This window comes from Pseudomonas sp. WS 5503 (assembly GCF_012985385.1).
GTDB classification, from domain to species: Bacteria; Pseudomonadota; Gammaproteobacteria; order Pseudomonadales; family Pseudomonadaceae; genus Aquipseudomonas; species Aquipseudomonas paracarnis.
Window position 1 is genome coordinate 442,444 of the sequence record NZ_JAAQWI010000005.1, and the last position, 21,845, is coordinate 464,288.

Consider the following 21,845-nt stretch of genomic DNA (forward strand, 5'->3'; position numbering starts at 1 on the left):
GGGGATGGTACGGAATTGCGGCGGGTGGGGCTAGTGAAGTGTCAGGTCCGATACACCGAGTCGCCCCTTTCGCGAGCAAGCCCGCTCCCACATTTGGATCTGTGAATAGATTCAAATGTGGGAGCGGGCTTGCTCGCGAAGGCCGCACCGCGGTGCTAAGCGAACATCACACCATCTCGTCGCGAATCCACTCCACCACCGAAGTACGCTTGGGCACCCAACCCAACAGCTCACGAGCGTGCTTGCCGCGCACTCGGCTATTGGAGCCCAAGCCATAGTTGGCCATTTCATACCCCCACTCGGCCTCAGCCTCGGCCAATGGCCAATCCTGCGGCTCGCCCAGGTTCAGCGCTTGGGCAATCGCCGTGGTCATGTCGATGAATGCTGCTTCGCTGCTTTCCACAAAGTAGAAAGTACCCGGGACGTTTTTGGTCAGCGCCAGCAGATACAGGGCGACCACATCTTCAATATGCACATTGGACCAGATGTTTTGCCCGCTACCCACATGGCGCACTACCCCGCTTTTGCGCGCCTGCTTGAGCAAGCGCGGCAATTGCACGCTGTCACGCTTCACGCCCAGGCTGTGGCCGTAGATCAGGGTGTTGCAGATCACCGCCGAATTCACGCCGTCAGTGGCCGCCGCGAGGATCAGGTTGTCGATGGCCACACGGGCAGCCTTGTCGACGGTCGGCTCAGGCAGGTTGTCTTCAAAGTAGATGACTTCACTGGCTTTACCGCCCGACGCATCGCCGACGATGCTCGAACCGCTGGTATGCAGGAACGACTTGTTCGAGCCTTTCAAGGCGGCCAGCAAAGTTTGCACGGCGCCGCGGTGGTCGCTGCTGGCGGCGTTGATCACCGCATCGGCCTTCTGCGCCTGCTCGGTCAATACCGCTGCGTCGTCGAGGGTGCCGACCACCGGCGTGATGCCCAGCGCGGTCAGTTCAGCGGCTTGTTCGGCGCTGCGCACCAGGCCGGTGACGTGATGGCCGGCGTTGACCAGGCCGGTGGCGATCGAACCGCCGATAAACCCTGCTGCACCGGTAACGAATACATTCATGGAGGTTGCTCCTGACTGGGTAAGTGATGCGCCCAGTATCCAGCCCCCACTACTGCCGAATAAGCCCGTGCGGCCCAATTCACTCTTGCGCCCAGGTCACGAATCAGCGCGCATACCGCGCCAGCTTGGCCTGAATAAAGTCCAGGAAGCACTGGATGCGTAGTGCCAATTGCGAGTTGCGATAGAACACCGCGTGGATCGGCTGGCGATAACCGCTGTTGAACGCCTCCAACATGGGCACCAGGCGGCCGGCGTCGATGTCAGCGACGGTCATGAAATTCGAAAGGCAACAAATGCCCTGCCCCTGCAGCGCTAATTGGCGCACGGTTTCGCCACTGGAGGCGCTGACGCCGGGCTGGATCAGCCAGCGGTCACCTTCGCCGTGACGCAGCGGCCAGTGGTTGAGGGTCTCGGTGTGGGTGAAACCCAGCAAGGTGTGATCAGCCAACTCGGCAACGGTCGTCGGCGTGCCGTATTGCTTGAGGTAGCCGGGGCTGGCCAGGACATGCAGCGGCGTGCTGCCCAGGAAACGCGCATGCAGGGTCGAGTCGGCAAGGGCGCCGATGCGAATGGCGATGTCGGTGCTTTGCTCCAGCAGGTCGATGATCAAATCATCGCTGTTGAGCTCCAACTGGATATCCGGGTAGAGGCTGCGAAATTCGGCAATGTACGGCACGACCCCATGCAGCATGAACGGCACGGCGGCATTGATACGCAGGCGGCCGGCCGGTTTTTTCTGGCGCGACGACAGGCGCTCTTCCAGCTCATCCATCTGCGCCAGGATCAGCTTGGCCTGCTCGAAGAAGTACTTGCCCTCCTCGGTCAGGTCCATGCGCCGCGTGGTGCGGTTGATCAAGGTGGTGTCGAGCTTGGCTTCCAGGCGCGACAAGGTGCGGCTGACTGCCGATGGCGTTTGCCCGACTTTTTCGGCGGCGGCGGAAATCGAGCCGCATTCAATCACGCTGACGAAGATCTGTAGCTCATCGGAACGGGCTTTCACGGGCGGTCCTTCATTTATCGGCTGACACGTGCCCGCTCATTATTAACCAGCCAGCAACAAATGGCCTCCCAGCAACGCCATGCCGGTGAAAAATCCACGTTTGAACCACAGCGCACTGATGCGTCGGCGCACCACCTGACCCAGCCACATCCCCAGCAATGCCGGCACCAACGCCAGCAATGACGCGCCCATTTCACCGCCGCCCAGTGCCCCGCGCCAGGCCAGCCCGGCGGCAAGTGCCAACGTCGACACGGTGAACGACAGCCCCAGCGCCTGCACCAACTGATCACGGCTCAAGCCCAGCGCTTGCAGGTACGGCACCGCCGGGATCACGAAGACACCGGTGGCCGAGGTAATGATGCCGGTGATCACCCCGCACAAGGGGCCCAGCCAGCGCTCGGTTCGAGGCGCAACCTTGAAGGTTGGCAGGAATAACCCGCTCAGCGCATACACCAGTAAAGCCGCGCCCAGGGCACGCACCACCCAAGGTCCGCTACCCATGCCCAGCCACAAGGTGCCCAGCCCGGTGCCGAGGAAGATCAGCAACAGCATCGGCCACAGGCGTTTGAGCAAGGCACCCAAGTTCCCGCCAAAGGACAGTTGCCAGAGGTTGGTCACCGTCGAAGGAATGATCAGCAATACCGCAGCCTGCGCCGGCAGCATAGCCAGGCCAAGCATGCCCATGGCTACAGTGGGCAAGCCCAGGCCGATGACGCCCTTCACCGTACCGGCCAGCAGGAAGGTGGTGATGACCAGCGCTGTGAGGGCGGGGCCGAGGTTTTGGTAGAACGCGAGGAAGGTATTCATGCACCGATTGTGCAGGGCTGGAGAGTGGCTGAAAATTCGCCATATACTGAGCCAGCCTCTTGTTTTGTGTGAGGCTGATGACACTATCGCAGGCAAGCCAGCTCCCACATCTGGAATTGTGAATACATTCAAGTGTGGGAGCTGGCTTGCCTGCGATGAGGCCCTTCCAGTCACTGGGAACCTTCATGCACTTTGACCTCATCGACCTGCGCCTCTACCTGCACATCCTGGACACCGGCAATATCACCGCCGGCGCGGCCCGCAGCCACCTGTCCCTGGCTGCCGCCAGCGCACGCATCCGAGCCATGGAGTCTTCACTGGGCATCGCGTTTCTCGAGCGCGGCCGCCGTGGCGTGACCCCGACACCCGCGGGCAAAGCCCTGGCGCGGCATGCCCGCCTGCTGTTGCAGCAGGCCGACCATCTGCAGCAAGACCTGGCCGAATACGCCAACGGCGTCAAAGGCCAGGTACGCCTGCTGTGCAATACCACCGCCCTTAGCGAGTACCTGCCTGAACTGCTCGCTCAGTTTTTGCGCGAGCACCCCAACCTCGATATCGACCTGCAAGAATTGCCCAGCCTGCGCATCACCCACGCCTTGCGCCAGGGCACCGCCGAGCTGGGGATTATTTCCGATGCGGTAGACACCCACGGCTTGCAGACCCTGGCGTTTCGCGACGACCCGCTGGTGCTGATCATGCCCCTGGACCACCCGTTGATCAGCGCGAGTTTTATCGAGAGCTTGCAATACGACTACGTGGGCCTGGCGGCCAACAGCGCGTTGGCGGTTTACCTGGAAGAACAGGCACTGCACGCGGGCTTTCGCTTGCAGACGCGCATTCGCGCCGACGGTTTTGATGGGGTGATTCGCATGGTCGCCGGCGGCGCGGGCCTGGGCATCGTGCCTCAGGCCGCCTTGGACCGTTGGCCACCTGCACGGCGCTTCAAAGCCCACCCCCTGCAAGAAGAATGGGCCTGCCGCAAACTGTTGTTATGCGCACGCTCGTTCGAGCAACTGCCCGGTTACGTCAGCACATTACTCGCTGCGCTCACCGCCCCCCCTTGTAGGAGCGAGCTCGCTCGCGAAGATCGCCAACGATAACGCGAGCTATCAGGTTTAACGCGGCGCTCTCGGGTTCTTCGCGAGCAAGCTCGCTCCTACAGATGATGCGCGTTTGTGGAAGAAGGTGTAGTAAACCGCCGACAAGATCAGCAGGAACGGCACGCCAAACACCAGTGTCATCTTGAAGGCGTCGGTGAAATAGGTGGTGATCATCACCGCCCCCATCAGCACCAACCCCAGCAACGTGCTGTAGGGAAACAGGCGCAACTGGAACGACAACTTCGCCCCGCCATGACGCTTGCGATAGCGGCGGAAAAACAGGTGAGTGAGGAAGATCATGAACCAGGTGAAGATTGCGCCAAACATCGAGATCGCCATCATCAGGGTGAACGAACTTTCCGGGTACACCACGTTGAGCAACGTCGCCAGGGCAATGCCCGAACTGGACAGCAGCAATGCGTTGAGCGGGATGCCGTTCTTGCTCAGCGCGCCCATGGACTTGGGCGCAAAACCAGCGCGCGACAGGCTGAACATCATGCGCGTGGTGATGTAGAGCTGACTGTTCATGGCCGACAGCGCCGCGATCAGGATCACGAAATTCATCACCCCGGTGGCACCGGGAATGCCGATGGTCTGCATCACTGTGACAAACGGGCTCTGGGCCTGGCCGGCCTGGTTCCACGGCACGATGGCGAGCATCAGCGCCAGGGTCAGCAGATAGAACACCACCAGCCGCACGATGGTAGCGCGGAAGGCTTTCTTCACTGCCTGCTCCGGGTCGGCGGCTTCACCGGCGGCCACGGCGATCATCTCGACACTGAGGTAGCTGAAGATCGACACGATCACCGCGATCCACATGCCACTCAAGCCATGGGGGAAAAAGCCGTCGTGGGCCGTGTAGTTCTGCACCCCGTAGTCAGGGTTACCGGAGCCGAACACCACATACACCGCCAGGATGATGAAACCGACAATGGCGCTGATCTTGATCGTCGAGAACCAGTATTCGAAGTTGCCGAAGGTCTTCACGCTGATCGCATTGAGCAGGATCAGCACACTGGAAAACGACACGATCCACACCCACTCCGGCACGTTGGCGAACCAGTACTTCATGTACATAGCCACCGCCGTGACCTCGGCCCCCACCGCCAGCACAATCGCCGCCCAGTAGGCATAGCGCACCAGGAACCCGGCCAACGGGCTGATGTAGAACTCGGCGTAAGCGCCAAAGGAGCCGGAGGTGGAATGGGCCACCGTCATCTCCGCCAGGCAGCCCATCAGCAGCAAGGTAATCAACGCACCGATGGCGTAGCTCACCAGCACGCTCGGCCCGGCATAACCGATGGCGTAGGCGCTGCCCATGAACAGCCCGGTGCCGATGGCGCCACCGATGGCGATCATGCTCATCTGGCCGGAAGTGAGCTGGCGCCTCAGGCCCAGTTCACGGTGGGTAATTTCTGCAAAGCCGTTGTCTGGCGTGGTCACTGGTGTGCCCCTTTATTATTGTGATTGCACAGTAAGCGCTTGTTTTCTGTAGGAGCGAGCTTGCTCGCGAAAAACCTGAGAACGCCGCGTGCATTCAGCATTCGCGCGTTATTGTTGACGATCTTCGCGAGCAAGCTCGCTCCTACAGTGGGTTTGTGTTGTTACGTGACGCTGTTGCGCACTTTGAATTGCGCCTGGTCCCACGTGCGCTTGTCGAGTATTTCTCCGAGGATTTCCACGGCGTCCCACACTTCGGTAAAGCTGGTGTACAACGGCGTGAAACCAAAACGCATGATCCGCGGCTCACGGTAATCGCCGATCACGCCTCGGGCGATCAGGGCCTGAATCACTGCATAGCCTTCAGGATGTTCGAAGCTCACATGGCTGCCGCGCCGGGCGTGTTCACGCGGGGTGATCAGCTCCAGCCCGTGGGCGGCGCAGCGGCTTTCGACCAAGGCGATAAACAGGTCGGTCAATGCCAGGGATTTGCTGCGCAGGCTGGCCATGTCGGTCTGGGCAAAAATATCCAGGCCGCATTCCACCATGGCCAACGACGTGATGGGTTGGGTGCCGCACAGGTAGCGCGCGATACCGGCGCTGGGGGCGTAGCTCGATTCCATGGCGAACTGCCGGGTATGCCCGAACCACCCGGACAACGGCTGGCGCACCACATCCACCAACGCCGGGTTGACCCACACAAACGCTTGGGAGCCCGGGCCGCCGTTGAGGTATTTGTAGGTGCAGCCAATCGCATAATCCGCGCCGGCCTGGTGCAGATCGACAGGCACCGCGCCCGCCGAATGCGCCAGGTCCCAGATGCTCAGCGCGCCGCACTCGTGGCTCAGTGCGGTCAGCGCCGCCATGTCGTACATATAGCCGGTCTTGTAGTTAACGTGGGTGAGCATCACCACCGCCACGTCCGCATCAATGGCCTGGGGCAGTTCGGCCGGGCTGTTCACCAGGCGCAGGGAATAGCCTTGTTGAAGCAATTCGGCCAAGCCTTCGGCGATGTACAAGTCGGTGGGAAAGTTACTCGCTTCGCTGACGATGACCTTGCGCGCAGGTGTACGTTGGCGCTGCACACTCAAGGCGGCGCTGAGCACTTTGAACAGGTTGATCGAGGTGGTGTCGGTGATCACCACCTCGCCCTCACGCGCACCAATCAATGGCGCCAGGCGATTGCCCAGGCGCAGGGATAAATCCGCCCAGCCGGCGCTGTTCCAGCTACGAATCAAGCCATTGCCCCACTCCTCGGCGATCACCTGTTGTGCCCGCTCCAGCGCCGCCACCGGGCGAGCGCCGAGGGAGTTGCCATCGAGGTAGATCACGCCTTCGGGCAAGGCGAATTGGGCACGCAGGTGGGCCAACGGGTCCTGGGCGTCGAGGGCTTGGCAATGGCTTCGAGTGGTCATGGGTCGTCCTGGTTTTTATAAGTGAGGATGGACCAAATAATGAACGAACTTTTAGAGAATTTTCGTGCAAAGTAGTGGGTGAACGGCTATTTAAGCTGTAGAAAATTCGAATTTAACCTCCAAACACGCGGATATCTTCCAAGCATGATTCTCGACGCTACCGACCTGCGCCTCCTGCATTTCCTGCAACAGGATGGCCGCATCAGCAACCAGGAATTGGCGGAAAAAGTCGCGCTGTCGCCGTCTGCATGCCTGCGCCGTTTGCGCCTGCTGGAGAGCGAGGGAATCATCAGCGGTTACCGTGCGGTATTGAACGCCGAACAGCTGGGAATCGAGCTGGAAGCCATCGTGCACCTGTCGCTGCGCCAGGATGTGGAGGACTGGCATGAGACGTTCATCAAGAAGGTGCAAGGCTGGCCAGAGGTGGCGAGCGCCTATGTGATCACTGGCGCCAGCAACTATGTGCTGCGGGTGCAGGCGCGCAACCTCAAGCACTTTTCGGACTTTATCGTGAACCATCTGAACCGCACGGCGGGGGTGATGGATATCCGCTCGGAGATTGTGCTGCAGAAAATCAAAGACCGGGATGAGGTGTTGGACCTGGTCGTGCGCAAATAACTAGATCACCAAAAAACCAATGTGGGAGCTGGCTTGCTGTGGCGAGGGAGCTTGCTCCCGCTGGGGTGCGCAGCGCCCCCAAAAGCCGGCTCCAGCTTCGCTGTCGAGCGGGAGCAAGCTCCCTCGCCACAGCAAGCCAGCGCCCACAGATCAGTCTTCGAGGGCGCGGACTCGTTGCATGCGCTGCTGCTCTATTGGCGCATCCGCCACCTGCAACTCAAAGTCAAAATCAATCTGCGCAAACCGCCCTTGCACGCCAAATTCGCGCGCCAGTTGCGGATCGTCGCTGAAGCGAATCTCGGCAATCAGTTCATCCCGGGTGGCATAGGCAAAGTCATCATGCAGGTACGGGTCATCCGACAGGTTGATCTGCGTGGTCAGGTGCCGGTGCCCCGGCGCCGAGATGAAGAAGTGGATATGCGCCGGCCGTTGCCCGTGGCGCCCCAGTTGGTCGAGCAACTGTTGCGTCGGCCCACTCGGTGGGCAGCCGTAGCCTGAAGGCACGATGCTGCGAAAACGGTAGTTGCCCTGGGCGTCGGTCTCGATGCGCCGACGCAGGTTGAATTCCGATTGCGCCGGGTCGAACCACGAATAGGTCCCGCCCGTGTTGGCCTGCCACACATCGACAATCGCCCCTGCCAACGGCTTGCCCTCGGTGTCGCGTACTTGCCCGCGCATGAACAACGGCACCGCGTCGTCCTTGCCGTCATCCAGCCGTGCCTCGTACTTGGACAACGGCGCACCGGCCACGTACAACGGGCCTTCGATGGTGCGCGGGGTGCCGCCCGACTTGCCGGCCTCCTCGTCGGCGGCGTCCATCAACAGGTCCAGGTAATGCTCCAGGCCCAAACCGGCGGCGAGCAGGCCGGCCTCTTGATTTTTGCCCAGTTCATTGAGGTAGTTGACCGCCTTCCAGAATTCTTCCGGGGTCACTTCCAGGTCTTCGATGATGTTCACGGTGTCGCGCAGGATTCGGTAAATCAGCGCCTTGGTGCGCGGGTTGCCCGCGTCATTGAGGTTACCGCTGGCTTCTTCGAGAAACTGTTGGGCGTGGGCAGTCTGGGACAGGCGGATGGACATGGTGCATTCCTCATCTTGTAGTTATAGGTGGAAGCCGGCTCAGCGGTCGTCCGCATGGATCGACGACGGATGGCGGCACAGCGCGTTCACTTCGATGGCCATGTAGGGGAACAACGGCAGTTGCATCAGCAGGTCGTGCAGGTCCTGCACGCTGTCGACATCGAACACGCTGTAGTTGGCGTAATGCCCGGCGATGCGCCACAGGTGGCGCCATTTGCCCTCCTCTTGCAGGCGCTGAGCCAAGGCTTTCTCCTCGGCCTTGAGGCTGGCGGCACGCTCGGGGTGCATGTCGAGGGGCAGGTTCACGGTCATTTTTACGTGGAACAACATGGCAGAGGCCTCTTAGTGTTTGTCACGGCGAAAGAACGCCAGGCGCTCTTCATCGAGCGCCAGGCCCAGGCCCGGCGCGCTGGAAACGTGCAGCTGGAAATCGCGGTACACCGGTGGCTCGGTGAGGATGTCTTCGGTGAGCAACAGCGGGCCGAACAATTCGGTGCCCCACGCCAGGGTGTTCAGCGTGAGAAAGGCATGGGCCGAAGCCAGGGTGCCAATGCCGCCTTCGAGCATGGTGCCGCCGTACAGGCCGATGCCAGCCGCTTCGGCAATCGCCGCCGTGCGCAATACGGCACGCGGGCCGCCGTTCTTGGCGATCTTGAGGGCGAACACTGTGGCCGAGCCTTCACGGGCCAGGTTGAATGCATCCTCGACACACTCGATGGACTCATCGGCCATGATCGGCACCGGGCTCGACAGGTTGAGCCGAGTCATACCACCACGGTTGTTGCGCGAGATCGGTTGTTCGATCAGGTCGATACCGTTGTCGCCGAGCACCTTGCACGCCCGCAGGGCCACGGCTTCATCCCAGGCCTGGTTGACGTCGACGCGCACACTGGCGCGCTCGCCCAGGGCTTTTTTGATCGCGATCACATGGGCCAGGTCGCGGTTGACCTCGCCTGCGCCGATTTTCAACTTGAAGAGACGGTGGCGGCGCAGGTCGAGCATTTTCTCGGCCTCGTTGATGTCCTGTTCGGTATTACCGCTGGCCAGGGTCCAGGCCACCGGCAACGCATCACGCACACGCCCACCCAGCAGTTCGCTGACCGGCAGGCCCAGGCGTTTGCCGAGCGCATCGAGCAAGGCGCTTTCGATACCGGACTTGGCAAAGGTGTTGCCGCGAATACTGCGCTCCAGGCGCAACATCGCCGCGTTGACGTTACTCGCGTCCTGGCCGATCAACAGCGGCGCGAAGTGACAGTCGATGTTGACCTTGATGCTGTCGGGGCTCTCGTTGCCGTAGCTCAGGCCGCCGATGGTGGTGGCTTCACCGATGCCTTCGATGCCGTCGGTGCAACGCAGGCGAATGATGACAAGGGTCTGGTTTTGCATAGTGTGCATCGCCAGCTTGTGCGGGCGAAGGGTGGGCAGGTCGACGATGACAGTTTCAATCGACTCGATGGTGCAAATCGGCATGGCAATACCCATTGGGTTCTTTATAAATTTACGTCGATTCTGTTCCGCATTTTTTTGGGCTTCCAATATAGAATTGGTCTCGTGCGATACCCTCAAGGTATGAAAGGAGTCGATATGGAACTGCGTCACTTGCGCTATTTCCAGGTGCTGGGCGAGACCCTCAACTTCACCCGAGCTGCCGAACGCTTGCATATCGCCCAGCCGCCTTTGAGCCGGCAGATCCAGCAACTGGAGGACGAACTGGGGGTGGTGCTGCTGGAGCGCAGCCGGCCCTTGCGGCTGACAGAGGCCGGACGGTTTTTCTATGAGCATGCCAGTGTGCTGCTCGAACAACTGGGCAAGGTCTGCGACACCACCCGGCGCATCGGCCAAGGCGAGAAAACCTGGCTGGGCATCGGCTTTGCGCCGTCGACCTTGTATGGCGTGCTGCCGGAGCTGATTCGGCGCCTGCGCACTCACGAGGCCCTGGAGCTGGAGCTGGGTTTGTCGGAGATGACCACTTTGCAGCAGGTCGAAGCGCTCAAGGCTGGCCGCATTGACGTAGGCTTCGGGCGGATTCGCATCGACGATCCGGCCATCGTCCAGCGCGTACTGGTGGAGGACCGCCTGGTAGCAGTGCTGCCCAGTGGTCACCCGTTGCTGGGCGCCCCGGCCACCCTCGCCCAGTTGGCCGGCGAACCCTTTGTGCTCTACCCCGGCAACCCGCGCCCCAGTTATGCCGACCATGTGATCGCGCTGTTCGACGCCCATGGCTTGAGCCTGAAGGTGGCGCAGTGGACCAACGAATTGCAGACCGCTATTGGCCTGGTGGGCGCAGGTATGGGGGTGACGTTGGTGCCGGCGTCGGTGCAGGTGCTGCATCGGGCGGATATTGGCTATACGCCGATTGTGGAGGCCACTGCGACTTCGCCGATCATTCTGAGCCGGCGGGTGAATGACCAGTCGCCGGGGCTGACTCATTGCCTGCAACTGGTTGAAGAGTTGATCTGAGATTTTCCCAAACACCGCAATTCCCTTGTAGGAGCGAGCTTGCTCGCGAAAAACTCACAGGCGCCGCGTTCATCCAGCAAGCACGCGTTATCGTTAACGTTTTTCGCGAGCAAGCTCGCTCCTACATTTGATCTTCATTGGTTTCAAAGGCTGCGCAGGCGCTTGCGTTGCAATGTCTGGCTGGGCGACTCATCGAACAGCTTGCGGTATTCCGCCGAAAACCGCCCCAGGTGCGTAAACCCCCAGCCCAGGGCGATTTCAGAAATAGTGCGCATTGAGCCCTGCTCCAGAATCTCCTGGCGCACCGCCCCCAACCGATGCTTCTTCAGATACGCCATGGGCGACAGTGCGAAGTACTTGCGAAACGCATCGAACAGTTTGAACCGCGACACGCCCGCTGCCGCTTCCAGGTCTTCCAGGTGCAGCACTTCACGGGCGTTGTCGTGGATGAATTGCCGCGCACGGATCAAGTAGTGCGGCAGTTTCACCCCCAGAACCTCGCGCAGTTCTTCAGAGTAGTTATTGGGTTGGGCCAGGATCAGCCCCTTGATCAGCGAGCTTTCCAGGTCACGGGTAAACGCCGCCTGCTCGTACAACTCGCTGCTGCATTCCAGTTCGGCGATGAAGTATCGCGCCATGCGCCACCACGAGGCCGGTGCTCCGTCCACAGCATCCATCACCGACTCAAACCGCAGCGGTGCATCGATGGGCCGTTGCAGCAAACCTTCCAGTGACTCGCTCATCGCCGCGCGGGTGATCACCACCTGCAACTTGCGGCAGTCACCGGAAATCGCCAGCACCTGATGCTCATTGGGTGAAATGATCACGCCCTGGTCGCGGTTGGAACTGAGGCGCTCACCGTTCTTGCTCAGCTCCTGCTCGCCCACCAGCGGCAGGCTCAAGCTGTAGCTGCGAAAGTGCTCGGCGTCTTCGATGTCGATGGTCACATCGGTACCGTACTCGATCACGCCCAGGGTGGTGGCGCGGGATTTGAACACGTTGGCGCTGTGGTGAAAGCGCAGGCGTTCGGGGGTGGCCGTCGCCAGGCGATGGGGCCCGCAGATGCCGGACATCCAGCTGCGCGCGCCTTCCAGGTCGAAGCGTTGAATATGAATATCGCGTGTCTGGCTACTCATCAGGGTGCACCCACGGCGGTTAGGCATTTGCGCGCTCTGGCGGCGCGTCGTTGAACCTCGACAGCAAGTTCCAGGCCACGCCAGCAGCGTGGCCACTGGGTGGATAGTAAGGGTCGACTATGTGGATAAATCCCAGGGTTCTACGACCATCGCCCACCATCACAGTAGCGCATGCCGTCACCTGCGCGCACCGCCATGGGTATTTGTTGCCCAACTTTGCGGCCTGCGTTCCCCCATTAAGCGGATAGCCCGCTACCGCATTGCAGCCGCTTAATGGCTCACCGTTTAGCCATGATCAAAAGGTGCCTCCCATGAGTGGTGCAAGAACCGTCGAGCAGTGGAAAACCTTTATCGAAAGCTGCCTGGACTTTCGCCCGGCAGATGAAGTGTTCCGCATCGCCCGCGACATGTTCACCGAGCCCGAACTGTTCGACCTGGAGATGGAGCTGATCTTCGAAAAAAACTGGATCTACGCCTGCCACGAAAGCGAACTGGCCAATAACCACGACTTCGTGACGATGCGCGCCGGGCGCCAGCCGATGATCATCACCCGTGACGGCGAAGGCCGGCTCAACGCGCTGATCAACGCCTGCCAGCATCGCGGCACTACCCTCACCCGCGTGGGCAAGGGCAACCAATCCACCTTCACCTGCCCGTTCCACGCCTGGTGCTACAAGAGCGATGGCCGACTGGTGAAGGTCAAGGCGCCCGGGGAATACCCGGAAGGTTTCGACAAGGCCACCCGCGGCCTGAAAAAAGCGCGCATCGACAGCTACAAGGGCTTTGTGTTTATCAGCCTGGACGTGAACGGCACCAACAGCCTGGAAGATTTCCTGGGCGACGCCAAAGTGTTCTTCGACATGATGGTGGCGCAATCGGCCACCGGTGAGCTGGAAGTGCTGCCAGGCAAGTCCGCCTACACCTACGACGGCAACTGGAAGCTGCAAAACGAAAACGGCCTGGACGGTTATCACGTCAGCACCGTGCACTACAACTACGTGGCCACCGTGCAGCATCGCCAGCAGGTCAACACCGAGAACGGCGCAGGTTCCAGCACGACGCTGGACTACAGCAAGCTCGGCGCCGGCGACGCGAATACCGACGATGGCTGGTTTGCCTTCAACAACGGCCATAGCGTGCTGTTTAGCGACATGCCCAACCCCAGCGTGCGCTCCGGCTACGCCACCATCATGCCGCGCCTGGTAGAAGAACACGGCCAGCAGAAGGCCGAGTGGATGATGCACCGCCTACGCAACCTGAACATCTACCCCAGCCTGTTCTTTCTCGACCAGATCAGCTCGCAGTTGCGCATCATCCGCCCGGTGGCCTGGAACAAGACCGAGATCATCAGCCAGTGCCTGGGCGTGAGAGGTGAGTCCGACGCCGATCGCGAAAACCGGATCCGCCAGTTCGAGGACTTCTTCAACGTCTCGGGCATGGGCACGCCCGACGACCTGGTGGAATTTCGCGAAGCCCAGCGCGGCTTCCAGGGCCGCCTGGAACGCTGGAGCGACATATCACGGGGCAGCCATCGCTGGGAGACCGGGCCGACGCCCAACAGCGAGGCCATTGGCATCCAACCGGCGATGACCGGCACCGAATTCACCCATGAAGGCTTGTACGTCAACCAGCATCGCAACTGGCAGCAGTTTCTGCTCAAGGGTTTGGACGAGCGAGCCCTGACACTGCGGGAGGTGAAATGATGAATGCGCAATTGCAGTACCAGATCGAGCAGTTCTTCTACCGCAAGTCCGAACTGTGCGATGCCCAGGACTGGGACGCCTACGTGCAATTGTTCGACCCGCAGAGTGAATTCCACCTGCCGCAATGGGACTCGGAACACGTCTACACCCAAGACCCCAAGCGCGAGATGTCGTTGATCTACTATGCCAACCGCTCGGGCCTGGAAGACCGCGTGTTCCGCCTGCGCACCGGCAAAGCCGCCTCTGCCACGCCGATGCCGCGCACCTTGCACCTGATCAACAACGTGCGCATTGCCGAGCAGGCCGACGGCACGTTGGAGGTGCGTTTGAACTGGCACACGCTGTTTTATCGGCTGGCTACTTCCGAGCAGTTCTATGGGCACGCAACCTATCGCCTCAAGCCCGAGGGCGACAGCTGGCTGATCACGCGCAAGCACGCCCTGCTGCTCAACGACACCATCAACTCGGTGCTGGATTTCTATCACCTTTAAAACCAGCACATCCCCCTTGTGGCGAGGGAGCTTGCTCCCGCTGGAGTGCGCAGCGCTCCCAGTTTTTTGGGGCAGCTTCGCAGCCCAGCGGGAGCAAGCTCCCTCGCCACAGGGGCACGCTTGGAGTTTCATCAATGAATCACAAAGTGGCCTTCAGCTTTGCCGATGGCAAGACCCTGTTCTTCCCGGTGGGCGCTCATGAAATCCTGTTGGACGCGGCCCTGCGCAACGGCATCAAGATCCCGCTCGATTGCCGCGAAGGCGTGTGCGGAACCTGCCAGGGGCGTTGCGAATCCGGCGAGTACACCCAGGACTATGTCGACGACGAAGCCCTTTCCAGCCTCGACCTGCAACAGCGCAAGATGCTCAGTTGCCAGACCCGGGTGAAGTCCGACGCCACCTTCTATTTCGACTTTGATTCGAGCCTGTGCAACGCCCCCGGGCCCGCGCAGGTACGCGGCACGGTGAGCGCGGTGCAGCAGGTCTCGACCAGCACCGCCATCTTGCAGGTGCAACTGGACCAGCCACTGGATTTTTTGCCGGGCCAATATGCGCGTCTGTCGGTGCCCGGCACCGATAGCTGGCGCTCCTACTCCTTCGCCAACCGGCCGGGTAATCAATTGCAGTTCCTGGTACGCCTGCTGCCCGATGGAGTCATGAGCAACTACCTGCGTGAACGCTGCCAGGTAGGTGATGAAATGCTGATGGAGGCGCCCTTGGGTGCGTTTTATCTGCGGCACGTCACCCAACCGCTGGTACTGGTGGCGGGCGGCACCGGGTTGTCGGCGTTGTTGGGCATGCTCGATGAGCTGGCCGTCAACGGCTGCGCACAACCTGTGCACCTGTACTACGGCGTGCGCGGCGCCGAAGATTTATGTGAAGCGGCGCGTATCCACGCCTACGCGGCAAAAATCCCGAACTTTCGCTACACCGAAGTGCTGAGCGACGCCTCAGCCGAGTGGACGGGCAAACGCGGCTACCTCACCGAGCATTTCGACCTGGCCGAACTGCGGGACAGATCGGCGGATATGTACGTGTGCGGCCCCCCTCCGATGGTCGAATCCATCCAGCAATGGCTGGCGGATCAGGCACTTGATGGCGTTCAGTTGTATTACGAAAAGTTTACGCAGAGTAATATCTGACCCTCAGCAGTTCTGAGGGGCCGATGCGGCGTGCAATCACCCTTGAGAAAAACAAGTAGAAGGGAATGTTAATGGCGGATGACATGGTTAACCCGGTGGGCCTCAAGCGAGGCCTGAAGAACCGGCACATTCAGCTGATCGCCTTGGGAGGTGCGATTGGCACAGGCTTGTTCCTCGGCTCGGCCGGGGTACTCAAGTCGGCGGGGCCGTCGATGATCCTGGGTTATGCGGTAGCCGGGTTTATCGCGTTCCTGATCATGCGCCAGCTCGGCGAGATGATCGTCGAAGAGCCGGTGGCCGGTTCCTTCAGCCACTTCGCACATAAATACTGGGGCGGTTACGCAGGCTTCCTGGCGGGCTGGAACTACTGGGTGCTCTACGTGCTGGTGGGCATGGCCGAGTTGACGGCGGTGGGCAAGTACATCCAGTTCTGGTGGCCAGAGATCCCAACCTGGGTCAGCGCGCTGGTGTTCTTTGTCGCGGTGAACCTGATCAACACCCTGAACGTGAAGTTCTTCGGTGAAGCCGAATTCTGGTTTGCGATCATCAAGGTGGTGGCGATTGTCGGCATGATCGTGCTCGGCTGCTACCTGCTGTTCAGCGGTACCGGCGGCCCCCAGGCCTCGGTCAGCAACCTGTGGAGCCACGGTGGTTTCTTCCCCAATGGCGGCATGGGGCTGTTGATGTCGATGGCCTTCATCATGTTCTCGTTCGGCGGCCTGGAACTGGTCGGTATCACCGCCGCCGAAGCCAGCGAACCACGCAAGGTCATCCCCAAAGCGATCAACCAGGTGGTGTACCGCATCCTGATTTTCTATGTCGGTGCGCTGACCGTGCTGTTGTCGCTATACCCGTGGGATCAACTGCTGCAAACCCTCGGCGCGTCAGGCGATGCCTACAGCGGTAGCCCGTTTGTGCAGATCTTCTCGCTGATCGGCAACGACACCGCCGCCCACATCCTCAACTTCGTGGTGCTGACCGCGGCGTTGTCGGTGTACAACAGCGGCGTGTACTGCAACAGCCGCATGCTGTTCGGCCTGGCCGAGCAAGGTGACGCGCCCAAGGCGCTGATGAAGCTCAACAAGCAAGGCGTGCCGCTGCGGGCGTTGGCGATTTCGGCGTTGGTGACGATGCTGTGCGTGGTGGTCAACTACGTGGCGCCGCACAGTGCGCTGGAGTTGCTGTTTGCCTTGGTGGTTGCTTCGTTGATGATCAACTGGGCGCTGATCAGCCTGACCCACATCAAGTTCCGCAAGGCCATGGGCGAGCAAGGCGTGACGCCGTCGTTCAAGACCTTCTGGTTCCCGTTCAGCAACTACCTGTGTCTGGCCTTCATGGTGATGATCATCGGGGTGATGCTGGCGATTCCGGGGATTCGCGAGTCGGTGTATGCGATGCCGGTGTGGGTGGGGATTATCTACGTTGCCTATCGGTTTCGGATCAGAAACGGGAAAGTAGCTGTGGCGCAGTAACACGTGTGGGAGCCGGGCTTGCCCGCGATGGCGGCGTGTCAGCCAACGGGTGGGCCGGCTGATACACCGCCATCGCTGGCAAGCCAGCTCCCACAGTTGACTGTATTTCACATAAAAAAAGCCCCGGTAATCCGGGGCTTTTTTGTTTAGAGCGTGGAACGTACTCGCCAGAGTTCAGGGAACAGTACCGTGTCGAGCATCTTGCGCAGGTACCCCACGCCTTCAGTACCACCAGTACCCGGCTGGAAGCCAATGATGCGCTCTACCGTGGTGACATGCCGGAAGCGCCACTGGCGGAACGAATCTTCCAGGTCGATAAACTTCTCGGCCAACTGATACAAATCCCAGTAACGGCTCGGGTCGCGATATACCTCGCGCCAGGCCGCTTCCACCGAGTCATCGTGCACCGTGGCGGCGGTCGGGTCGCGCTCGGCGCGTTTGGGATCAATCGCCAACCCCGCCTTGACCATCAGGTTTACGGCCTCGTCATACAACGACGGCGTGGCAATCGCCACCTGCAATTGCTGCAGCAACTCCGGGCGATGAGCATGGGGCCGCAGCAGCGCCGGGCTTTTGTTGCCGAGGATGAATTCGATCTCGCGGTACTGGAACGACTGGAACCCCGACGACTGCCCCAGGAACGGGCGAATTGCCTTGTATTCCGAGGGTGTCATGGTCGCCAGCACCGCCCAGGCGTGCACCAGTTGATCAAAGATCCGCGACACCCGCGCCAGCATCTTGAACGCCGGCGGCAGCTCACCCAGGCGCACATGTTCGCGGGCGGCCTTGAGTTCGTGAAGCATCAGTTTCATCCACAGCTCAGAGGTCTGGTGCTGGATGATAAAGAGCATTTCGTTGTGGTCTGGCGACAGGGGGTGCTGGGCGCTGAGGACTTTGCCCAGGTCCAGGTAATCGCCATAGCTCATGGACTCGGAAAAATTCAGTTCGGCGTTATGCCATTCTTCCGGCGGTTGGTAATCAGCTGAAAAAGGACATTGGCTCATCGCGTGGGCTCCTTGAGCGGGCGGAGAATGGCGCGCACGGGGCTCGCGTCCAGGTTGGCGAAGCGCAGCGGCAGCGCGATCAGTTCATAGTCGCCCTCCGGTACGTCATCGAGCACGATGCCTTCGAGGATCGCCATGCCATGGCGCGCCACGGCGTTGTGCGAATCCATGGTCTTGGATTGCTGCGGGTCCAGGGACGGCGTATCGATACCGATCAGGCGCACCCCCAGGCTGGCGAGCAGTTCAATGGTCTGGGGCGCGATGGCGGTGAAATTCGAATCCCAGTCGGTGAGTGGCGCTTGTGGATAAGTGCGCAGCAGCACGCGCTCGGGCAGGTTATCCACACGCCCTTGCAACTGATGCGGCTGCACCAGGGCGCCGCTGCCGAGGCAGTGCAATACCCGGCACGGCCCCATATACACATCCAGCGACACCTCGCCAATCGGCGCGCCATCAGCGCTGTAATGCAGCGGCGCATCCACATGGGCGCCGGTGTGCGGCGACAGGGTCACGCGCCCCACATTTACCGGACACTCCGGGCCGAACTGCCACACGCGCTCTTCCTGGAACGGTGTATCGCCCGGCCAGGTCGGGGTGGCCGTGCTCAAGGGCGGGCTGATATCCCACCACGTTTTTATTGGGTTCATTGCAAGGCTCTCACTCGTTACTGAGGTGAATGATACGAGGGAGGGGTGTGAATTTTCTTGCGAATTCTGGCGCGACACGGGAAATCTTTCGCAGTTACTGCGAGGAAACATCGGTTTGATGCACAGATCTGTCGCTCAGATACGCCACGACCTCTCGTGGGAGCCTGGCTTGCCCGCGATAGCGGAGCGTCAGGCAATGGAGATGCTCGCTGTGCCACCGCCATCGCGGGCAAGCCCGGCTCCCACAGGGGACCGCGGTGTTCAGGTGACTGCGCTTCTGGGCATCCCAATGTCGAGTTCAGACCACTGGCGCAACGCCCGAGGCCTTAGGGTTGAGTTTTCCCTTTCCTGCCTCGGAGTCATCATGTCCAAGCCCATCACCGTACTGCGCGACACCCACCCACTGCCGGTCTTGGATGCCTGCAAATGGGAAAAGCTCGAAGGCGACCCGCACACTGTCAACCTCAACGCCTACACCAGCGAAGACGGCAGCAAGATCATGGGCACCTGGATCTGCACACCGGGCAAGTGGTACGTGGAATACGTGAAGTGGGAATACTGCCATTTCCAGGAAGGCTACTGCGTGATCACGCCTGAAAGCATGGAGCCGATCCATTTGCGCGCTGGGGATATCTTTGTAGTGGAGCCAGGGATGAAGGGGACGTGGGAAGTGGTCGAGACTGTGCGTAAGTATTTTGTGTTTGCCTGACCCATCCCCGTCCCTGTAGGAGCGAGCTTGCTCGCGAAGATCGTCAACGAAAACGCGCTCATCCAGGATGAACGCGTTGCTCTCACATTTTTCGCGAGCAAGCTCGCTCCTACAGCTTGCGATAGCTGTTGATGATCGCCGAGAAGTCCTTGCCCCCTTCCCCACGCTGGCTCATCGATTGATACAGCTGCTGGGCCACTGCGCCGAGGATCACCGGCTGGTGCACCTGGCGTGCGGCTTCGGTGGCCAGGCCCAAATCCTTGAGCATCAGGTCGGCACCAAAACCACCGGTATAGCCACGCGATGATGGCGCGGTCTCGATCACGCCTGGCCAAGGATTGTAGGTATCGGAACTCCAGCAGCGCCCCGTGGAGCTGTTGATGATGCCGGCCAGCACTTGTGTATCAATGCCAAGTGCATCGCCCAGGGCCATGGCTTCACTGACGCCGACCATGCTGATACCCAGCAGCAGGTTGTTGCAGATCTTGGCGATTTGCCCAGTGCCGACATCACCACAGTGCACGATGTTGCGGCCCATCTGCGCCAGCACCGGTTGCAGGGTGGCGAACAATTCCGGGTTGGCGCCGACCATGAAGGTCAGCGTCCCGGCCTGGGCACCGCCGGTGCCACCGGAGACCGGCGCATCGGCCACGTCCACGCCTTGTTTGGCTGCCGCAGCCGCTACTTCACGGATGGTTTGCGGGTCAATGGTGCTGCAATCCACGGCGGGGATGCCTTTGCCGATGCCGGCGAGTACACCGTCTTCATTCAGCCACACGCTGCGCACATGGGCGGCTGCCGGCAGCATGGTAATCACCAGTTCGGCACCTTGGGCCGCATCACGCGGCGAGCTGCTGATGGTGCCGCCCAGTTCGGCAAGTTCCTTGAGTACCGCCTGGTTCAGGTCGAACAGGTTAAGCGCGTGCCCAGCCTTGATCAGGTTGCGGGCCATGGGCGCACCCATGTTGCCCAGGCCGATGAATGCAATTTTCATGGTCGTCTCCCGAGTTCAGCGCAGGTTGATGGTGGTGTTGACGCCATCGTTGACCGTGTCGTCATCAAACCAGCGGCTGGTGACGGTTTTGGTCTGAGTGTAGAACTGCACCACTTGCTTGCCGTACGGGCCGAGGTCGCCGAGCTTGGAACCGCGGGAGCCGGTGAAGCTGAAGAACGGCACTGGCACCGGGATGGGAATGTTGATGCCGACCTGGCCCACATCGATTTCGCTCTGGAATTTACGCGCCGCCGCACCGCTCTGGGTGAACAGGCCTGTACCGTTGCCAAACGGATTGGCGTTGACCAGGGCGATGGCTTGATCGAGTGTCTCGACTTCCAGTACCACCAGCACCGGGCCGAAGATTTCCTCGGTGTAGATGCGCATGTCGGTGGTCACGCCTGAGAACAGGGTGGGGCCGACAAAGTTGCCTTGCTCAAAGCCCGGCACTTTGATGTCGCGGCCGTCCAGCTCCAGCTTGGCGCCTTGTTTCACGCCGCTTTCGATCAGCTCCAGGATACGTGCCTTGGCGCGCTTGGAGATCACCGGGCCGACATCCGTGCCCGCTTCGCTGCCGGCGTTGACCTTGAGCTTTTGTGCCAGGGCCTTGAGGTCTGGCAGCCACTGCTTGGCCGCGCCCACCAGCACCACCACCGAGGTGGCCATGCAACGCTGGCCAGCCGCGCCGAAACCGGCACCGACCAGGGCGTTGAGGGTGTGTTCTCGGTTAGCATCCGGCAGCACCACCGCGTGGTTCTTGGCGCCCATCATCGACTGCACACGCTTGCCGTGTTTGCCGGCCAGGTCGTAGACATGGGTGCCCACAGCCGTCGAACCGACGAAGGACACCGCCTTGATGTCTTTGTGAGTGCACAGCGCATCCACCACGTCCTTGCCGCCATGCACCACGTTGAGCACGCCGGCTGGCACACCGGCTTCCAGCGCCAGCTCCACCAGCAGCATGGTCGACAACGGGTCTTGCTCGGAAGGCTTGAGTACAAAGGTGTTACCGCAGGCAATCGCCATCGGGAACATCCACAGCGGAATCATCGCCGGGAAGTTGAACGGGGTGATGCCGGCGCACACGCCGATAGGCTGGCGCAGGGTGTAGGTGTCCACGCCGCCGGCCACGTTCTCGGCGAACTCACCCATTTGCAGGGTGCCAATGGAACAAGCGTGCTCCACCACTTCCAGGCCACGGAAAATATCGCCCTCGGCATCGGCAATGGTCTTGCCCTGCTCGGAGCTGAGGACTACAGCAATGCGCTTGGAATGTTCGCGGATCAAGGCTTGCAGCTTAAGCATGATGCGCATGCGCGCGCCGATCGGCGTGAGTTTCCAGGTCTGGAACGCTTGATGGGCAGCGTCGATGGCCGCGTTGACTTCATCGGCGGTGGCAAACGGGACTTTGGCCAGCACTTGCTGGGTGGCCGGGTTGACGATGTCTTGCCACTCGGTGGTCTTGGACTCGACCCACTCGCCGTTGATCAGCAACTTGACCTGTTGCACGGAAATATCGGCAGATGCGTTCATGTGGTCTCCAGAATCTTGTAGTTATGCAGAGAAC

Annotated in this window: 21 protein-coding genes; 8 read left to right on the forward strand and 13 right to left on the reverse strand. The window is 60.8% G+C overall.

Annotated features, from left to right (window positions below):
- Window positions 1-166: 166 nt before the first annotated feature.
- The 3 genes from HBO10_RS16235 to HBO10_RS16245 form a co-directional block, all read right to left on the reverse strand.
- On the reverse strand, window positions 167-1,060 hold the full coding sequence (locus HBO10_RS16235) for an NAD-dependent epimerase/dehydratase family protein (protein ID WP_034128762.1): 894 nt from the start codon (window positions 1,058-1,060) through the stop codon (window positions 167-169).
- A 103-nt stretch (window positions 1,061-1,163) separates the two neighbouring features.
- Window positions 1,164-2,060, reverse strand: coding sequence for a LysR family transcriptional regulator (locus HBO10_RS16240; RefSeq protein WP_034128763.1), 897 nt, complete (start codon window positions 2,058-2,060; stop codon window positions 1,164-1,166).
- Window positions 2,061-2,102: 42 nt separating this feature from the next.
- A complete protein-coding gene (locus HBO10_RS16245; protein WP_034128764.1) occupies window positions 2,103-2,867 on the reverse strand; it encodes a sulfite exporter TauE/SafE family protein in 765 nt (254 codons plus the stop codon).
- Between the two features lie 185 nt (window positions 2,868-3,052).
- On the opposite strand from HBO10_RS16245, the gene HBO10_RS16250 reads away from it, so the two are divergent.
- The gene (locus HBO10_RS16250; RefSeq protein WP_034128765.1) at window positions 3,053-3,967 is read left to right on the forward strand and encodes a LysR substrate-binding domain-containing protein; all 915 of its coding nucleotides are present in this window, start codon (window positions 3,053-3,055) and stop codon (window positions 3,965-3,967) included.
- A 15-nt stretch (window positions 3,968-3,982) separates the two neighbouring features.
- Here the strand turns inward: HBO10_RS16250 and HBO10_RS16255 are convergent, their stop codons facing one another.
- Window positions 3,983-5,410: an amino acid permease gene (locus tag HBO10_RS16255; RefSeq protein ID WP_034128766.1), complete on the reverse strand. Its 1,428-nt coding sequence runs from the start codon at window positions 5,408-5,410 to the stop codon at window positions 3,983-3,985.
- Window positions 5,411-5,571: 161 nt separating this feature from the next.
- The gene (gene kynU, locus HBO10_RS16260; RefSeq protein WP_034128767.1) at window positions 5,572-6,822 is read right to left on the reverse strand and encodes a kynureninase; all 1,251 of its coding nucleotides are present in this window, start codon (window positions 6,820-6,822) and stop codon (window positions 5,572-5,574) included.
- Between the two features lie 144 nt (window positions 6,823-6,966).
- On the opposite strand from kynU, the gene HBO10_RS16265 reads away from it, so the two are divergent.
- Window positions 6,967-7,440 carry an Lrp/AsnC family transcriptional regulator gene (locus tag HBO10_RS16265; protein WP_003176072.1) on the forward strand — a complete coding sequence of 158 codons (474 nt, stop codon included), beginning with the start codon at window positions 6,967-6,969 and terminating at the stop codon, window positions 7,438-7,440.
- A gap of 150 nt (window positions 7,441-7,590) precedes the next feature.
- Here the strand turns inward: HBO10_RS16265 and catA are convergent, their stop codons facing one another.
- Genes catA through HBO10_RS16280 form a run of 3 tightly spaced genes read right to left on the reverse strand, consistent with a single transcriptional unit; the run spans window position 7,591 to window position 9,990 of the window.
- Entirely contained in the window at window positions 7,591-8,520 is a 930-nt protein-coding gene (gene catA, locus HBO10_RS16270) for a catechol 1,2-dioxygenase (RefSeq protein WP_034128778.1), read from the reverse strand.
- Window positions 8,521-8,559: 39 nt separating this feature from the next.
- Entirely contained in the window at window positions 8,560-8,850 is a 291-nt protein-coding gene (gene catC, locus HBO10_RS16275) for a muconolactone Delta-isomerase (protein ID WP_003194105.1), read from the reverse strand.
- A 12-nt stretch (window positions 8,851-8,862) separates the two neighbouring features.
- Window positions 8,863-9,990: a muconate cycloisomerase family protein gene (locus tag HBO10_RS16280; RefSeq protein WP_034128800.1), complete on the reverse strand. Its 1,128-nt coding sequence runs from the start codon at window positions 9,988-9,990 to the stop codon at window positions 8,863-8,865.
- A gap of 114 nt (window positions 9,991-10,104) precedes the next feature.
- Between HBO10_RS16280 and HBO10_RS16285 the strand changes: the two genes are divergently transcribed.
- Window positions 10,105-10,980, forward strand: coding sequence for a LysR family transcriptional regulator (locus HBO10_RS16285; protein WP_034128779.1), 876 nt, complete (start codon window positions 10,105-10,107; stop codon window positions 10,978-10,980).
- A 143-nt stretch (window positions 10,981-11,123) separates the two neighbouring features.
- Here the strand turns inward: HBO10_RS16285 and HBO10_RS16290 are convergent, their stop codons facing one another.
- Window positions 11,124-12,116: an AraC family transcriptional regulator gene (locus tag HBO10_RS16290; protein ID WP_034128801.1), complete on the reverse strand. Its 993-nt coding sequence runs from the start codon at window positions 12,114-12,116 to the stop codon at window positions 11,124-11,126.
- 311 nt (window positions 12,117-12,427) lie between these two features.
- On the opposite strand from HBO10_RS16290, the gene antA reads away from it, so the two are divergent.
- The 4 genes from antA to HBO10_RS16310 all read left to right on the forward strand — a co-directional run bounded on the left by antA (window position 12,428) and on the right by HBO10_RS16310 (window position 16,924).
- Entirely contained in the window at window positions 12,428-13,819 is a 1,392-nt protein-coding gene (gene antA, locus HBO10_RS16295) for an anthranilate 1,2-dioxygenase large subunit (RefSeq protein ID WP_034128780.1), read from the forward strand.
- Window positions 13,819-14,310: an anthranilate 1,2-dioxygenase small subunit gene (gene antB / locus HBO10_RS16300; RefSeq protein ID WP_034128781.1), complete on the forward strand. Its 492-nt coding sequence runs from the start codon at window positions 13,819-13,821 to the stop codon at window positions 14,308-14,310. The genes antA and antB overlap by 1 nt, the downstream gene beginning before the upstream one ends.
- A 134-nt stretch (window positions 14,311-14,444) precedes the next feature.
- Window positions 14,445-15,452: an anthranilate 1,2-dioxygenase electron transfer component AntC gene (gene antC, locus HBO10_RS16305; protein ID WP_169922033.1), complete on the forward strand. Its 1,008-nt coding sequence runs from the start codon at window positions 14,445-14,447 to the stop codon at window positions 15,450-15,452.
- A gap of 71 nt (window positions 15,453-15,523) precedes the next feature.
- Entirely contained in the window at window positions 15,524-16,924 is a 1,401-nt protein-coding gene (locus HBO10_RS16310; protein ID WP_034128783.1) for an amino acid permease, read from the forward strand.
- A gap of 146 nt (window positions 16,925-17,070) precedes the next feature.
- Here the strand turns inward: HBO10_RS16310 and kynA are convergent, their stop codons facing one another.
- Window positions 17,071-17,928, reverse strand: coding sequence for a tryptophan 2,3-dioxygenase (gene kynA / locus HBO10_RS16315; protein WP_014719914.1), 858 nt, complete (start codon window positions 17,926-17,928; stop codon window positions 17,071-17,073).
- Window positions 17,925-18,575 carry an arylformamidase gene (kynB, locus tag HBO10_RS16320; RefSeq protein WP_034128784.1) on the reverse strand — a complete coding sequence of 217 codons (651 nt, stop codon included), beginning with the start codon at window positions 18,573-18,575 and terminating at the stop codon, window positions 17,925-17,927. Before kynB ends, kynA begins: the two co-directional genes overlap by 4 nt.
- A 364-nt stretch (window positions 18,576-18,939) precedes the next feature.
- On the opposite strand from kynB, the gene HBO10_RS16325 reads away from it, so the two are divergent.
- Window positions 18,940-19,284 (forward strand): cupin domain-containing protein, encoded by a 345-nt coding sequence (locus HBO10_RS16325; RefSeq protein WP_034128785.1) that lies wholly within the window; start codon window positions 18,940-18,942, stop codon window positions 19,282-19,284.
- Window positions 19,285-19,393: 109 nt separating this feature from the next.
- On the opposite strand, the gene mmsB is transcribed toward HBO10_RS16325, so the two are convergent.
- On the reverse strand, window positions 19,394-20,278 hold the full coding sequence (mmsB, locus tag HBO10_RS16330; protein ID WP_034128786.1) for a 3-hydroxyisobutyrate dehydrogenase: 885 nt from the start codon (window positions 20,276-20,278) through the stop codon (window positions 19,394-19,396).
- Between the two features lie 15 nt (window positions 20,279-20,293).
- A complete protein-coding gene (locus HBO10_RS16335) occupies window positions 20,294-21,811 on the reverse strand; it encodes a CoA-acylating methylmalonate-semialdehyde dehydrogenase (RefSeq protein ID WP_034128787.1) in 1,518 nt (505 codons plus the stop codon).
- Window positions 21,812-21,845 lie beyond the last annotated feature (34 nt).

Excerpts from the sequence above, each read along its gene's own strand:
- HBO10_RS16235 (WP_034128762.1), bottom strand. The coding sequence starts at position 1,060 with ATGAATGTATTCGTTACCGGTGCAGCAGGGTTTATCGGCGGTTCGATC.
- HBO10_RS16245 (WP_034128764.1), bottom strand. The coding sequence starts at position 2,867 with ATGAATACCTTCCTCGCGTTCTACCAAAACCTCGGCCCCGCCCTCACA.
- HBO10_RS16250 (WP_034128765.1), top strand. The coding sequence starts at position 3,053 with ATGCACTTTGACCTCATCGACCTGCGCCTCTACCTGCACATCCTGGAC.
- kynU (WP_034128767.1), bottom strand. The coding sequence starts at position 6,822 with ATGACCACTCGAAGCCATTGCCAAGCCCTCGACGCCCAGGACCCGTTG.
- HBO10_RS16265 (WP_003176072.1), top strand. The coding sequence starts at position 6,967 with ATGATTCTCGACGCTACCGACCTGCGCCTCCTGCATTTCCTGCAACAG.
- catA (WP_034128778.1), bottom strand. The coding sequence starts at position 8,520 with ATGTCCATCCGCCTGTCCCAGACTGCCCACGCCCAACAGTTTCTCGAA.
- catC (WP_003194105.1), bottom strand. The coding sequence starts at position 8,850 with ATGTTGTTCCACGTAAAAATGACCGTGAACCTGCCCCTCGACATGCAC.
- HBO10_RS16280 (WP_034128800.1), bottom strand. The coding sequence starts at position 9,990 with ATGCCGATTTGCACCATCGAGTCGATTGAAACTGTCATCGTCGACCTG.
- HBO10_RS16285 (WP_034128779.1), top strand. The coding sequence starts at position 10,105 with ATGGAACTGCGTCACTTGCGCTATTTCCAGGTGCTGGGCGAGACCCTC.
- HBO10_RS16290 (WP_034128801.1), bottom strand. The coding sequence starts at position 12,116 with ATGAGTAGCCAGACACGCGATATTCATATTCAACGCTTCGACCTGGAA.
- antA (WP_034128780.1), top strand. The coding sequence starts at position 12,428 with ATGAGTGGTGCAAGAACCGTCGAGCAGTGGAAAACCTTTATCGAAAGC.
- antB (WP_034128781.1), top strand. The coding sequence starts at position 13,819 with ATGAATGCGCAATTGCAGTACCAGATCGAGCAGTTCTTCTACCGCAAG.
- antC (WP_169922033.1), top strand. The coding sequence starts at position 14,445 with ATGAATCACAAAGTGGCCTTCAGCTTTGCCGATGGCAAGACCCTGTTC.
- HBO10_RS16310 (WP_034128783.1), top strand. The coding sequence starts at position 15,524 with ATGGCGGATGACATGGTTAACCCGGTGGGCCTCAAGCGAGGCCTGAAG.
- kynA (WP_014719914.1), bottom strand. The coding sequence starts at position 17,928 with ATGAGCCAATGTCCTTTTTCAGCTGATTACCAACCGCCGGAAGAATGG.
- kynB (WP_034128784.1), bottom strand. The coding sequence starts at position 18,575 with ATGAACCCAATAAAAACGTGGTGGGATATCAGCCCGCCCTTGAGCACG.
- HBO10_RS16325 (WP_034128785.1), top strand. The coding sequence starts at position 18,940 with ATGTCCAAGCCCATCACCGTACTGCGCGACACCCACCCACTGCCGGTC.
- mmsB (WP_034128786.1), bottom strand. The coding sequence starts at position 20,278 with ATGAAAATTGCATTCATCGGCCTGGGCAACATGGGTGCGCCCATGGCC.
- HBO10_RS16335 (WP_034128787.1), bottom strand. The coding sequence starts at position 21,811 with ATGAACGCATCTGCCGATATTTCCGTGCAACAGGTCAAGTTGCTGATC.